Origin of the sequence: Arthrobacter sp. SAFR-044 (assembly GCF_051965175.1) — a bacterium.
Classification (GTDB): Bacteria; Actinomycetota; Actinomycetes; order Actinomycetales; family Micrococcaceae; genus Arthrobacter.
In genome coordinates, this window is the sequence record NZ_JBQCMK010000009.1 from 16788 (window position 1) to 29445 (window position 12658).

The window sequence follows — 12658 nt, forward strand, 5'->3', positions numbered from 1 at the left end:
TTTGCGCAGCCGTCTCCTCCTGGTCCTGGCGATCCTAGGCGCCGTCGTCGTCGCGGGCTTTGCCTTCCCGCTCGCCTTGTCCACGGCAGACGCGCGGACCCGCGAACTCGTCCTCAGCAGGGACGCTGACCTGCAACGCTTCGCGGACCTCGCAGACGGCTATGCCAGAAACGGAAATCCCGGGCTCCTCTTTGAAGAAGCCGACGCCTACCACAGCCTGTACGGGGAATCCCTGGCTGTGGTCTCCACCAGGGGTGCGGCGCCGCGCGCGTTGGGAACAACCATCGACGACCCCGCGGTCTCGGCCGCCATCGGCCGTGCCCTGCGGAACGAACGATCATCCGCGGTGGAGCTGCTGACCCCGTGGAGCCCGGGCACCATAGTCTTTGCCAAACCCATCGGCACAGGTGCGCAGGTTAATGGAGCTGTGGTGATCGCTGCATCCACCGCATCCGCCCGTGAAGACATCCTGCTGGCCTGGGTCATCATCACAACAGGCTCACTCGCCGCCATCGTCGGATTCGGCGTCCTCGCGCTGTCGGTGAGCAGATGGGTACTGCGCCCACTCGAAGAAGTCAGCACACGGATGCAACGGCTGACGCGAAGCCTCCCCTTTGTTGCACTTGGGAGCGGAACCACGGATGCCCCCTCAGCGGCACGCAGGACCGGGCCGCCTGAGTTGCGGGCTCTCTCATCCGCCTTCGAGACCATGGACAGCGCGGTCCATACGTCCGCGGACGCCCAGCGCAGGCTCGTGGCAGACACCGCCCACCAACTCCGCAATCCGCTGGCCGCCCTGCAGCTGAGGCTGGACACCCTCGGTCCCCGCGTGATGGAGGACGGCAAAAAGAGCCACGAACGCGCCGTGGGCGAGGCCATCCGGCTCGAGGAAATCCTCGATGACCTGCTGGCTCTGTCGGTAGCCGAAGTTCCGCGGATCAAAGGCGGCGCCGGCGACAACACGTGCGTGCCGTACCTCGTCGCCGTCGAACGGGCGGACTACTGGCACGACACGGCCGCGGAATCCGGCACCGGCTTCCATGTGGACGACGACCCCGACGGGCTGGAAGCCCAGATCGATGCCGGCGACATGGAACAGATCCTCGACGTGCTGTTCGACAACGCCTGCAAGTACGCCGGCCCAGGCACCACGGTGCGGATCTCGGTGGGCATGGGTCCAGGCCGCAGCCCTGAATCCAGCCCACGGACCGTAGTCACGGTGTCCGACGACGGCGCCGGGGTAGCTTCCGACGAAATGCAACTGATCACCCGGAGGTTCTACCGCGGCACTTCACTGGGTGGCACGCCCACAGGCGATGACCGGCCCACGGGCACCGGCCTGGGCCTGTCCATCGTGGAAGCACTGGTGGAGAGCAACGGCGGCGAGCTGGTCATCCGGGAAACGCCCGGTGGCGGCCTGACATTCGTTATGCTTTTCCCAGCCCCCGGGCCCAAGGAGGCGGGGACATGACACCTCGACCAGACGGAACTGCCCCGCTGTCCCGACGGCGACTACTCGCCGGTGCCGCGGCGGTCACCGCAGGCATCACGCTCGGCGGCTGCAGGCCGGATTTTCGGGCATACAGCCTTGGCACCGCCGAAAACCGCGGCTTTTTCTTCGACTTCGGGCAATCACTGACCGCCGCCGTAGCCCGGGCCAATACGGGATTCACCCTGAACCCGCTCATAACCGGGGGCTCCGTCGAGAATGTCCCGGACATCATGGCAGGGCGGCTGGACCTGGCCCTTGCTTTAGCAGACGTCGCCGCCACAGAACGGGACAACCTGCGGGCGGTCGGCCGCGTCTACCTGAACTATCTCCAGTTCGCGGTCCCGGCCGATTCCCCGGTCCGGACACTTGCTGACCTGCGCGGCCGCACCATCAGCCTAGGCGCAAGCTCCGCGACCACCAGGGCAGGCGGGCTGCTGCTGAAGGCCGCCGGTCTCACCGAAGCCGATGTACAAGTCCGGGCCGTTCCCGTGACGGCAGTCCTGGACGCCCTCGCAGGCGGGGAAGTGGAGGCAGCCCTGTTTGCCGGCGGCGTCCCCCACCCCGCCGTGGACCCCAGCGGTGGGCGGGGACCCGCCCAAGGCATACGCCTGATTGATCTGTCCGGCTATTTGCAGGTCCTGCAAGCCGAATACGGTCCCGTCTACCAGGAGGTAAGGCTGCCCGTTGGACTCTACGGTTCCGAGCAGGAGATCGGTTCCATCGGCATCGCCAGCCTCCTCCTGGCCCGGGCCGATCTCCTGGACGATGTTGTAGGCCGAATAGTCGATGTCCTGATCGAAAGATCCTCCGAGCTGGTGCCGCCGGGCGCGGTGGGCGTCCAATATCTCGACACCAGGTCCCTGATCTACACATCCGGCGTACGCCTCCACCCCGGGGCCGCCGCGGCCTACCGACGCCATCACCGATGACACCGGCGTGGATGACGTAATTTGGATATATCGCACCAGAGAAAGACAGAACCATGACCGCGCGGAAGTGAGTTCGTCCTCAGCTGAGTGATGAGGCATCCTCCTACATCCGCGCCGTCATCATATCCGGCAGCTTGGAAGGGTTCCTGGAACTTGTTCCCACCAAGGGATTCCAGGTGGCGCCCCTGACAGCGGGAAGGACATCCGCGATATTCTCCGGGTCCAGGCACTCGTTGGTCGTGACTTGGCCGCATGGGCAACACTGAACGCGTCCGAGGGCGACATCGCCGAACTTGAGGCCCTCCACCACGAACTAATTGCCGCCGCGTCCCGGCACGGCGAGCTGCTCCTCAAGCAGAAGAAGTCCCATCCGATCCAAGGACGCCGCCATGGCCAGACAGGAAATGGAAGGGCACATCATGCACTCCGGACAGCTGCTCGCCGCCTACTTCGACAAGCGCATGGCTTCTTTCGAAACGTCGGACGAGGCCCCCGACCGGGCCCATGGGCTCACCCGGGTGTAGGCGGGATCACAACAACCCTAAGGGAGTCCTAAGAATTCGCTGTTTCCATTTCTTGAACCGGTGATGGGAGACACATTTGAACTAGTTCCAGGGGCACAAGACCCGAACACGATGCCAATGGCAGCAGACGCCGATGGCATCGTCCAAGAACAAGGGAGTTCAAATGAACATGCAACAAGCCTCGGCGCCGGCGGCGAAGCCGCGCGTCGTCAGCAATGTGGTCAAGGGATGCCTTGGCAACCTGATCGAATGGTACGACTGGTTTGTCTACGCATCCTTCAGCATCTACTTCGCGGCCTCTTTCTTTCCCAGCGGAAACCAAACGGCACAACTGCTCTCAACGGCTACCGTCTTTGCCGTCGGCTTCCTCATGAGGCCGCTGGGCGGATGGATCTTGGGAATTTATGCAGACAGGTTCGGCCGCCGAAACGCGCTGGCCGCCTCGGTCCTGCTAATGAGCGCCGGGTCCCTTACCATTGCCCTCACGCCTTCCTTCGCTTCCATCGGCATGTTTGCCCCGATTCTGCTCGTCATCGCGCGGCTCGCACAGGGCCTCAGCGTCGGCGGCGAATACGGATCCAGCGCAACATACCTGTCAGAGATTGCCACTCCGGGGCGGCGCGGCTTCTACTCAAGCTTCCAATACGTGGGCATCATCCTAGGCCAGCTCTCCGCCCTGCTGGTCATGATCCTGCTTCAAAGCGTACTGAACGGCGAACAGATGGCAGCGTGGGGATGGCGCATCCCATTCATTGTCGGAGCAGTAGCCGGTCTCGTCGTCATGATCCTCCGCCGAAGCATGGACGAATCCGAGCACTACAAGATCGAAAAGGCCAGGCAGAACGCACTGTCCTCCAGCAGCACCAAGCCGGCTGGTTCGCTGCGCACCCTGATGCAGTACCCTCGACAACTCCTGGCCGTCTTTGCGCTGGCCCTCGGAGGCACAGTGGCGTTCTACGTCTTCACCACCTATATGCAGAAATACATGGTCAACACCTCGGGGATCAGCAAGGAAGACGCCTCCGTGATCAGCTTTTGCGCCCTCTTCGTCTTCATGTTCCTCCAGCCAGCAGCCGGTGCGCTCTCGGACCGAATCGGACGACGTAAAGTCATGCTCTTCTTTTCCATTGGCGGCACCATCATGACCGTCCCACTGATGACGATTCTTTCGCACACGACCAACGTGTTCGGCGCATTCGCCCTCATGATGACCGGTCTAGTCTTCGTTTCCGGTTACACCGCGTTGGCTGCCGTCGTCAAGGCCGAGATGTTCCCCACTCGCGTCCGCGCCCTGGGCGTCGGTATTCCCCATGCGCTAGTCGCCGCAACCTTCGGCGGCACCGCAGAACCCATCGCCCTGGCCCTAAAGCAGGCCGGAAACGAGTCAGCCTTTTTCTGGTACGTCACAGTCTGCATCGCCCTCACCCTTGTCGCTGCCGTCATGGTCAAAGATCCCGCCAAGAACTCAACCCTTGAAGCAGACCTGCATGCTGGGGAGGCCGACAAAGCCACAGCCCCCGCCTCAACCCGAAACTCCGTGTCGTAGCCGCCACCCATTCAAGAAGCAGCGACAGCGTACGACGGCGGGAATATTCCCGCCGTCGTACGCTGCCCTGATGGAAGGCCAACTCCGCACCTCCTACCCCGCCCCCACCCTCTGACGCTGAAACGCAACACCAGGGCGAGAGCGGCACTCAGTATGACCGTCAGGAACGACACGGCCGGAACGGGTCGCCGGGATCCTGCCCAAAACCGCGAAAGCCAGGGAACATGACCCTCAACCGAGCCACACCCCACAAGCACGTCAAGTGGAGCCTCCTGATCAACGCCTTGGTGGAAATCCGACTCCACGGTCAGGTGGTCAGAACCGGGTTTGTCGAAAATGCCATGCCCGACTCCTCTGCCCTCTGGATCGCCGCCGACCATAACGGACCACGGCAGATGTTCGAAGCCTGCCAAGGCCATCAAGTCTGGGTTACGCCCCAAAAACTATGCGGCGAACTTAGCTACCGGATGACAACCAAAGAGATTCTGGGAGCAGGCACTCCGAAGCGTGTGTAAAAAACCTTTGACGCCCGCCGCCCGTCACCCGTCCGGCTGGGCAACGGTTGACGTAAAACATCCCCCAACCGTCCTCCGGCAATGCCTCCGTCCCACTTCCATGAAGGGGCGGACGTGCGTCAACTGGAAGTACACCCAAGCCTGACGCAGCCTGCGTTGATGGCCAGGGTCGCTGTGCGAAAGGGCAGTTGCACGTACTTTTTCAAGTCCGTGCAACTGCCCTCTGGTTGTTCTATGTGGCTAGGGTGAGAGTTCTTCGAGGACCCGGCCTTTGGTTTCAATTGCGAAGAAGATGGTGATGAGCCCGCCGATGAGGGCGACGGCTGCGAAGACGGTGAAGACTACGCTGATGCCGTAGCTGTCGACGATCCAGCCGACCAGAATGGGTCCGATCGCGGAGCCCGCGCGGAGCCAGGCGCTGCCGAAGCCGGTGCCGATGGCGCGAAGCCGGGTGGGGTAAAGCTCTGCGGAGTAGAGGTACAGGGAGAACGAGATGGTTTGCAGGATTGCGTAGGCGATGCTGGCGAACACGACCACCTGCGTTGCTGAGACGGCGCCCAGGGCGGTGAGGATGATAAGCGGGATGGTGGCGGCGAGGAAGGCATATGTGTACCAGCGTTTGCGGCCGACGCGGTCGATAAGCAGTGCGCAGAGGATGGACGCAACGACGCCGACTGCGGAGGTAACCCATCCGTAGGCGAGGCTGGTTTGCAGGGGCAGGTTGAACGTCTGCTTGTAGAGCGTCGGGAGCCAGGTGATCAGCCCGTTGTTGACCATGTAGACGCAGATCCAGAGCATCCAGATCATGAACGTGCGCTTCTTGTAGATCCCGGAGAACAGTTCGCGCCAATTGGTGCGGGCGGTGGCTTTCGGGTCCACGGGGCGCACGACGGGCTCGGGAAGGGCGTGGCCTGCTTTAAGGGCTTCATTTTCCAGCATGCTGACGACGGCGTCGGCTTTTTGGACTCGGCCCGTGGACGCGAGCCAGCGCGGCGACTCGGGCATGATCCACCGCATCGGGATGGTGAGCAGGGCGGGGACGATGCCAACAATGAACATGGCCTTCCAGCCGACCACGGGGACGAGGAAGTAGCCGGCGATGCCGGCGAACATGAGCCCGACAGGGAAGATGACTTCGTAGAGCAGGAAGAACCTGCCGCGCTTTTTCGCGCCGACGAATTCGTTGATGTAGGCGCTGGCGACCGGTACTTCGCCGCCGGTGCCGATGCCCTGAATGAAGCGGAAGATAATCATGGACGTGGCGCCCCAGGCGAACAGGCAAGCGATGTCCATGGAGACGAAGAGAAGGATCGTAAAGAGCAGAACCGGCAGGCGGCCGATTCGTTCGGCCAGGTGCCCGAAGAACAGGGAACCAAAGATCTGGCCGACGTAGCCGGCGGAGAGGATCATGCCGATCTCCCCGGCGTTCAGGTGCCATTCCGACGACAGTTGGGGCATCGCGAAGGCGATGGCCAGGACGGTGTAAGCGTCAAAGAACGTGGCCGATCCGATGACCACGCGGATCAGGGTCAGGCGTCGGGTGAGCGGGAGCCGTTCAAGTCGGGCTACGAGCTCGGCATTCATCCTGGCGGCATTCGGGCCGCCAGCCATGGTTGCGGTGTTGTTCGGCTCGCGCATAGCGAGTCCTCCTTCTCCAGCGGCGATGCTGGGGTCCTCATTGACCAAGTGTGGAGATGGCTAAAAGCCTAGGGGAGGATGGCGGGAATTGCTCCCGCCATCCTCCGGGTCCCGTGGGATCAGGCGCTGACGGTGACCTTGCCGAGGTTTGCTGCGGCGAAGGCTTCCGCAATCTCTGTATCGGCTCCCTCAGGCAGGGGCAGGAGCGGGGTGCGCACTGTGGCGTGGTCAAGAATGCCGCGGTTCACCAGACCCCACTTCAAGGCGACAGTGCCCTCCATGTGGGACCCGCGGTGGTAGACGCTCTTGGTCACCGGGAGCAGCCGCTCGTGAATGGCGTGGGCGCGCGGGTAGTCCTGCGCCTTGCCGGCTTCGATCAGTTCGACGAGCAGTTCGGGCGCGATGTTGCCGTAACCGACGAGCAGACCGTCGACATCGAACATCGTCGGCAGCAGGTACTCGTCATGGCAGGACAGCACCTGCAGTTCGGGGTACGCGGCGCGCAGCGCGGGGATCTCGGTGTACCACCGGCGCATGTTCCGGACACCGTTCTTCGTGGCAAAGACGCCCTCCTGGCCCGCGATCTCCAGTTGAGTGTCGAGGTCGTAGGTCGCCTTGGTGTTGTCAGGGTACTGGAACAGGATCAGCGGCAGTCCGGACTCTTCGTAGATCTCCCGGTAGCGCGACTGCGGCGCGCCCTTCTGGTAGCCGAAGCGCAGCCACCCGTGCGAGGGGTAAACGAGACCGGCTGACGCGCCGGCTTCGACGGCCTTTTTAGCCTCGAGGGCTGCGGTCTTGTTGCCTTCCTTCGTGATGCCGGCCACGACCGGCACGCGGCCGTCGGTCGATGCCACGAACGCGCGGATGACGTCCAGCTGCTCCTCTTCGGTAAGGAACGTGCCTTCGCCGGCGTGCCCCAGAACGACAAGGCTCTTCACGCCCTCAATCGATCCGAGCCAGGAACCCAGACGCTGGATCGCAGCGAAGTCGACAGCGCCATCTTCGGTGAACGGGGTGACAGGTGCGGGGCTGAGTCCGCGGAGATCGAGTGTCATTACAGCTACCTCTTGTCTTCTTTAATGATCGGTAATCCCGCTAATATGGGAACGTTTGCGGGAACGTTTTCAAGTTTGCACGTGTCGCAGCTCACTGTCAAGAGAACGTTTGCAAGTCGGGAGGAATTAGAGTGTCTGTTACACCCTTGCTGAAGAGGAGAATCTCCATGGAACCGGTCGCCGTCGGCAGTGTCGTCACGTTGAAGGATGTCGCCGCTGCCAGTGGCGTGAGCATCTCGACGGCCAGCCGTGCCTTGGATGAACGTACGACGACCCGATCCGCGGCCGCGGCACACGTCCGTAAGATCGCCGAGGAGCTCGGGTACCGGCGGAACTCCTTTGCCTCAAGCCTGCGCCGCGGCGAGACCCGGACGCTGGGCGTCCTTGTCCCCCGCCTGAGCGACACGGTCATGGCCTTGATGTTTGAAGAGCTCGAGAAGGCGGCGTCTGCCCGCGGCTACTTCGCCATGGTCGCTACCAGCGGGGATGACCCCGACGACGAACGAAGCGCAGCCGAAACACTCCTGGACAGAAACGTCGACGGGCTGATTCTCGCCACAGCCCGTCTCGATGACGAACTCCCCCGCCTCCTGCGGGAACGCCGCGTCGCGCACGCGCTGGTGCTCCGCACCGACGGCGTCAGCCCATCCGCGCTGGGCGATGACGAAGTCGGCGGCTACCTCGCCGTGCGCCACCTCATCGACCTCGGCCACCGCGACATCGCCGTCGTCACCGGACCCGCCTTCACATCAACAGGGACCGCCAGGCTGGCAGGGGCCCGCAAAGCCCTAGATGAAGCAGGCATACCGCCACGGGATGAATGGTTGATCGCTGCCGGCTACGGCATCGAAAACGGCTACACCGCCGGTGAAACTCTCCTCGCCGGAACCCCGCAGTCCCGTCCGACAGCGATCTTCGCAGCCAACGACAACATCGCGATGGGCGTGATGGCGGCCGCCCACCGCAAAGGCATCCGCATTCCCAATGATCTGGCACTGGTCGGGTACAACGACACCCCGCTTTCAGCAAGACTGCCCACACCACTAAGCTCTGTTCACGTTCCGCTGGAACAGATCGCTGCCACCGCCATCGATCTCATCGTCAATCCAGGTACAGAGCCCCTCATCCGGCGGTCCATGCCGACCCTCATCCCGCGCCAATCCAGCGGAACACCCAAGCGGCAAAGCCCTGCGTAGAGGCATACACGGCCCTGCCCGGCCCTCGACAACGCCAAGGAGGGATTCCGCACCTGCCAAAAATGGTCGACACCCCACGTGGACATTGTCCGGTTGAGTCAAATCCCAACCTGACAACACTGCAGTCAGGTCTTGACTTGCTTGTAGGACAAGCCTAGAACTCAACCTCACAGGCACTCGGTTGGAGGTTACGGTGGGCGGACAGCGGATCGGATACGTACGGGTAAGCACGCTGGAGCAGAATGAAAAGCGCCAGCTCGACGGCCAGGTTCTTGACCAGGTCTTCACGGACAAGGCCTCCGGCAGGGACACCGCCAGACCACAGCTCGCCGAGCTGCTGCGCTTCGCCCGTGACGGTGACACCGTAGTGGTGCACAGCATGGACCGGCTGGCCCGAAACCTTGATGACCTCCGTGCTCTCGTCCAAGGCCTCACCCGCAAAGGGGTACGCGTGGAGTTCGTGAAGGAAAGCCTGGTGTTCACCGGCGAGGACTCCCCCATGGCCAACTTGATGCTGTCCGTTATGGGTGCTTTCGCCGAGTTCGAGCGTTCCGTGATCAGGGAACGGCAGCGCGAGGGAATTGCCCTGGCGAAGCAGCGCGGGGCCTACAAGGGGCGGAAGAAGACCTTGACCGCCGAACGGGCCGCCGAGCTCGTGCATCGTGCTGAGAACGGTGTTCCAAAAGTCGTCCTCGCCCACGACTACGGCATCAGCCGCGAAACGGTTTACCAGTACCTGCGCCAGGCCAGAGCGATCTAGAACGCCTGGCAGACAGTCTCGCACAAGCTCTTATCGCAACGCCAAGACCGCAAGTTCCCTGCCTCGCCAGGCTGACAGAATCGCTGTTATCGGCGTTTGTGGTGTGCTCGCCAAGAGGTCAATAGTGGTTTGCTACGCGTCCAGGATCTACCGGCTGAAGTTTGCGGCGTATCTTGGTTTGTTCGCGAAGGATCTCGCCAAGGTGACGCAGATAGGCAAGTCAGGTGACGTTTCTTGCTTTGCTTAGGTAGGTAAACGTTGAGGCAACCAAGAGTTTGCCTTGCGCATCTGCAACGTCTACCGATGCCACGATCGTTGACCGGCCAACGCGTAGTAGTCGGGCGGTGGCAACCACGGGCCCTACAAGCGAATTGCTGAGGAAGTTCAGGTTCGACTGCACAGCTAATGGGAATGATCCAAGGCGAGTCATTTGCATTGCTAAGAATGTCCCTGTCAGGTCAGCGGCACCGAAAAGAGCGGTAGCGGAAAACATGCCGTCTGCCTGGCGGAGATGAGGTGCAAGTTCCATGCTCATGGACATGGTGTTCTCCCCGCAGCTGTGGGGGATAAGGCCGAGGGTATCGCTGATCTCTTCGAAGCCGATGCTGGCCCGAAAGGCGTCCCAGCTTTCTTGGAACTGTTGGATTGAGGTGGGCATTGGCATTTTGGCCTCCCCTTTTACGGACGGCTCTCGATGGGGAGCCAACGCCGGACGTTCCGGCCATCAGCAATACTGCCTGCCACCGGCGCCCTCAGTTGCTTAGCGATTTGTCGAGCTTTTCTTTCAGCTATGCCCATTGGTAGCGAATCCAGGCCTCGTACCCGGCCGCCCGCTCAAACATTGAGCGCGGAGTGGTTGCTTCGGCAGCGATCCATAGGATGGATCCGTCGGGCATCACTGCATCGACTACGCCGTTGCGGACCTCTTGTCCACGGCGGACTATACAGATTTCCTGCCCCAGCAAGGGAACCCAATCTTCCTGTAGCTGTAGAGACAAGCCGCTCGCCCCTTCCTAACGTAATGCCACGGCCGCAACGAATCCTGGCGACGTATAGATGCACGCCGCCAGGATCCATGGTTTCTAGATCGGCTGCTTGGCCAGAATAGTGCTCTCAACGTCCCGCACCGTGGTGATTCCCGCAAGCATTGAAAGGGAATCGATGGATGCTTGATGAGCTTCCTGCGTGGCCGCCGAGCATGCATCCTCCACCAGGAACACCTTGTATCCCAGGTCCACTGCGGTACGGGCTGTTCCTTCGACGCTGACGTTCGTTGCAACACCAGCGAAAAGCAACGTGTCGATGTTGCGCTCAGTGAGCATGGAATGCAGTTCAGGTGTCATTCCGCCTACCGTGGTGTGGGTGATTACCGTGTCACCTGCCTTTGGGGCAAGAGGCGAGATGATCTCGGCCAGGGCGCTGCCGTCCTTCAATGACCCGCCCTGTTGAACGCCCTGCAGCAGCGGGGAATTGGGTACGAGGTTGCTGTAGTCGGGGCTGAAGGCAACCCTCGTGTACACCACACGAATTCCGACGTGGCGGGCGGCTCCGAGCAGGCCTGAGACCTTCTCGATGACTCCGCGGCGCTTGACTTCCTTGAAGAAGAAGGGCGCGAAGGCTCCCTCTTGAGAGACGACGTCACCTTGGCAGTGAATTGCAATGACGGCGGTGCGTTCTCGGTTGAGTTCCACGACTCGTTCTCCTATTTCCCTGGCACCACTACGACGTTTGTGAAACCGCCGCGGCGTTTCTCCACGGCGTCAAGTGCCTCATTGACTTCAGATAATGGGAAAATCTCCTGCTCGAACACCGAGAGGTCCAGGGTGCCGGCGGCTGCCATCTCCGCCATGTCCTGGCCATCCCCTACGGTGAACCAGAGCGAGCCGATGATGCTGATCTGGAAGCACATGAGCCGGAACATTTCCACGGGCAGCTCTTCGGACATGCCGCCGATGCTTGCCATACGTCCGCCCCGGCGCAGCGACTCAATTCCTGCCAGAGTGGTCTCCTTGGGGGCTCCAGGACCAATCGCGTCAATGAATATGTCTGCACCGAGCCCATCCGTGTGCTTTCGAACCCAGTCCCCTATCGGCTCATCGCCATAGGACAGCACGTGGACCCGGCGCGGATCCAATTGACGGACCTGCTCCAGAAGCTCGCGGTCCCGGGCGACGGCGAAAACCTTGGTTGCCCCCATGCCAAGAGCATTAAGCACGGCGCCGAGGCCCAGGGTTCCGGTGCCTCCATGGATCAGTACGGAGGTGCCAGCGGCCGCACCTGCCTTCTTCAGTGCGGAGTAGGACGTGCCCAAATAGCCGAACCGGCAGGCCTGCTCAAAAGAGATGCTCTCGGGAAGGATAACCAACCCATCAGCCGGCGCCTTCATGAACTCGCAGAAGCCTCCGTGCGGGTAGTCCTCGAACACCTGCTGTGAACCCGCACCGAAGCCAAAGTAGCCTTGGAAAGTGTAGGCGGGATCGTTGATCCTCTCGCCCCGGCGGGAGGCGTACGAATCGCCGGTGTCACGGCCGGGGTTGACGTAGACCCTGTCGCCCGGCTTCACGTTCCGAACATGTGATCCCACCTCTGAGACGATTCCCGCTGCGTCCAGCCCGTAGATGGCCGGCAGCTTAGGCAATGGCAGGAACGGAAACCACTCCGGGTAGGTCGTGATGACGTTGCGCAGGTTCGGGACCACATTGCAGGCCTTGACCTCGACGATCACATCGTGTGGTCCTGGCGTTGGCTTCTCAATCTGGTCGACCTGAAACGGCTTGCCGACTTCGTGAAGTCGGGCGGCCTGCATCAAACTCATTTCTGCTCCCTTGCAGCAAATTGGAGAGCGCCACTGACGGCGCCGGTGTGACCCACGCTACAACAGTAGCGGGCTAGCATGCAAGCATTCCTATGACTTGAATCACGTCAACGCTTCGCGTACCGTATGTAGCGGGCTAGCATGCTAGCAGCTCGCTACCTCTCACTTTCCCGATCCTCCACCAGGAG

The 12658-nt window shown here is 61.9% G+C and carries 12 protein-coding genes; 7 read left to right on the top strand and 5 right to left on the bottom strand.

Going from position 1 to position 12658, the window contains the following annotated elements:
- Position 1 precedes the first annotated feature (1 nt).
- The 5 genes from ACTHQS_RS14445 (at position 2) to ACTHQS_RS14465 (ending at position 5006) form a co-directional block, all read left to right on the top strand.
- Positions 2-1471, top strand: a complete 1470-nt coding sequence (locus ACTHQS_RS14445) for a sensor histidine kinase (RefSeq protein WP_440170178.1) — start codon at positions 2-4, stop codon at positions 1469-1471.
- Positions 1468-2421: a TAXI family TRAP transporter solute-binding subunit gene (locus ACTHQS_RS14450; protein WP_440170180.1), complete on the top strand. Its 954-nt coding sequence runs from the start codon at positions 1468-1470 to the stop codon at positions 2419-2421. Before ACTHQS_RS14445 ends, ACTHQS_RS14450 begins: the two co-directional genes overlap by 4 nt.
- Before the next feature lie 389 nt (positions 2422-2810).
- Positions 2811-2945, top strand: a complete 135-nt coding sequence (locus ACTHQS_RS14455) for a hypothetical protein (protein ID WP_440170183.1) — start codon at positions 2811-2813, stop codon at positions 2943-2945.
- Between the two features lie 163 nt (positions 2946-3108).
- Positions 3109-4491, top strand: coding sequence for an MFS transporter (locus tag ACTHQS_RS14460; protein WP_440170185.1), 1383 nt, complete (start codon positions 3109-3111; stop codon positions 4489-4491).
- Between the two features lie 224 nt (positions 4492-4715).
- On the top strand, positions 4716-5006 hold the full coding sequence (locus ACTHQS_RS14465) for a hypothetical protein (protein ID WP_440170188.1): 291 nt from the start codon (positions 4716-4718) through the stop codon (positions 5004-5006).
- A gap of 240 nt (positions 5007-5246) precedes the next feature.
- Here ACTHQS_RS14465 and ACTHQS_RS14470 read toward each other — a convergent pair whose 3' ends face one another.
- Positions 5247-6644 (bottom strand): MFS transporter, encoded by a 1398-nt coding sequence (locus ACTHQS_RS14470; protein ID WP_440170191.1) that lies wholly within the window; start codon positions 6642-6644, stop codon positions 5247-5249.
- A 119-nt stretch (positions 6645-6763) separates the two neighbouring features.
- Complete coding sequence (locus ACTHQS_RS14475; protein WP_440170193.1) at positions 6764-7699, bottom strand: dihydrodipicolinate synthase family protein; 936 nt, start codon at positions 7697-7699, stop codon at positions 6764-6766.
- A 167-nt stretch (positions 7700-7866) separates the two neighbouring features.
- Between ACTHQS_RS14475 and ACTHQS_RS14480 the strand changes: the two genes are divergently transcribed.
- Together ACTHQS_RS14480 and ACTHQS_RS14485 are read left to right on the top strand one after the other, a co-directional pair.
- Positions 7867-8895 (top strand): LacI family DNA-binding transcriptional regulator, encoded by a 1029-nt coding sequence (locus tag ACTHQS_RS14480; RefSeq protein WP_440170196.1) that lies wholly within the window; start codon positions 7867-7869, stop codon positions 8893-8895.
- Positions 8896-9088: 193 nt separating this feature from the next.
- The gene (locus ACTHQS_RS14485) at positions 9089-9655 is read left to right on the top strand and encodes a recombinase family protein (protein WP_440170199.1); all 567 of its coding nucleotides are present in this window, start codon (positions 9089-9091) and stop codon (positions 9653-9655) included.
- 220 nt (positions 9656-9875) lie between these two features.
- On the opposite strand, the gene ACTHQS_RS14490 is transcribed toward ACTHQS_RS14485, so the two are convergent.
- From ACTHQS_RS14490 to ACTHQS_RS14500, 3 genes are all read right to left on the bottom strand, one after another.
- Positions 9876-10319: a PaaI family thioesterase gene (locus ACTHQS_RS14490; RefSeq protein ID WP_440170201.1), complete on the bottom strand. Its 444-nt coding sequence runs from the start codon at positions 10317-10319 to the stop codon at positions 9876-9878.
- Between the two features lie 418 nt (positions 10320-10737).
- Positions 10738-11346 (bottom strand): cysteine hydrolase family protein, encoded by a 609-nt coding sequence (locus ACTHQS_RS14495; protein WP_440170203.1) that lies wholly within the window; start codon positions 11344-11346, stop codon positions 10738-10740.
- Between the two features lie 11 nt (positions 11347-11357).
- Complete coding sequence (locus ACTHQS_RS14500) at positions 11358-12470, bottom strand: alcohol dehydrogenase catalytic domain-containing protein (RefSeq protein WP_440170204.1); 1113 nt, start codon at positions 12468-12470, stop codon at positions 11358-11360.
- Positions 12471-12658 lie beyond the last annotated feature (188 nt).

What these genes read in the sequence shown, in the direction of transcription:
- ACTHQS_RS14450 (WP_440170180.1), top strand. Translation starts at nt 1,468, where the DNA reads ATGACACCTCGACCAGACGGAACTGCCCCGCTGTCCCGACGGCGACTA.
- ACTHQS_RS14455 (WP_440170183.1), top strand. Translation starts at nt 2,811, where the DNA reads ATGGCCAGACAGGAAATGGAAGGGCACATCATGCACTCCGGACAGCTG.
- ACTHQS_RS14460 (WP_440170185.1), top strand. Translation starts at nt 3,109, where the DNA reads ATGAACATGCAACAAGCCTCGGCGCCGGCGGCGAAGCCGCGCGTCGTC.
- ACTHQS_RS14465 (WP_440170188.1), top strand. Translation starts at nt 4,716, where the DNA reads ATGACCCTCAACCGAGCCACACCCCACAAGCACGTCAAGTGGAGCCTC.
- ACTHQS_RS14470 (WP_440170191.1), bottom strand. Translation starts at nt 6,644, where the DNA reads ATGCGCGAGCCGAACAACACCGCAACCATGGCTGGCGGCCCGAATGCC.
- ACTHQS_RS14475 (WP_440170193.1), bottom strand. Translation starts at nt 7,699, where the DNA reads ATGACACTCGATCTCCGCGGACTCAGCCCCGCACCTGTCACCCCGTTC.
- ACTHQS_RS14480 (WP_440170196.1), top strand. Translation starts at nt 7,867, where the DNA reads ATGGAACCGGTCGCCGTCGGCAGTGTCGTCACGTTGAAGGATGTCGCC.
- ACTHQS_RS14490 (WP_440170201.1), bottom strand. Translation starts at nt 10,319, where the DNA reads ATGCCAATGCCCACCTCAATCCAACAGTTCCAAGAAAGCTGGGACGCC.
- ACTHQS_RS14500 (WP_440170204.1), bottom strand. Translation starts at nt 12,470, where the DNA reads ATGAGTTTGATGCAGGCCGCCCGACTTCACGAAGTCGGCAAGCCGTTT.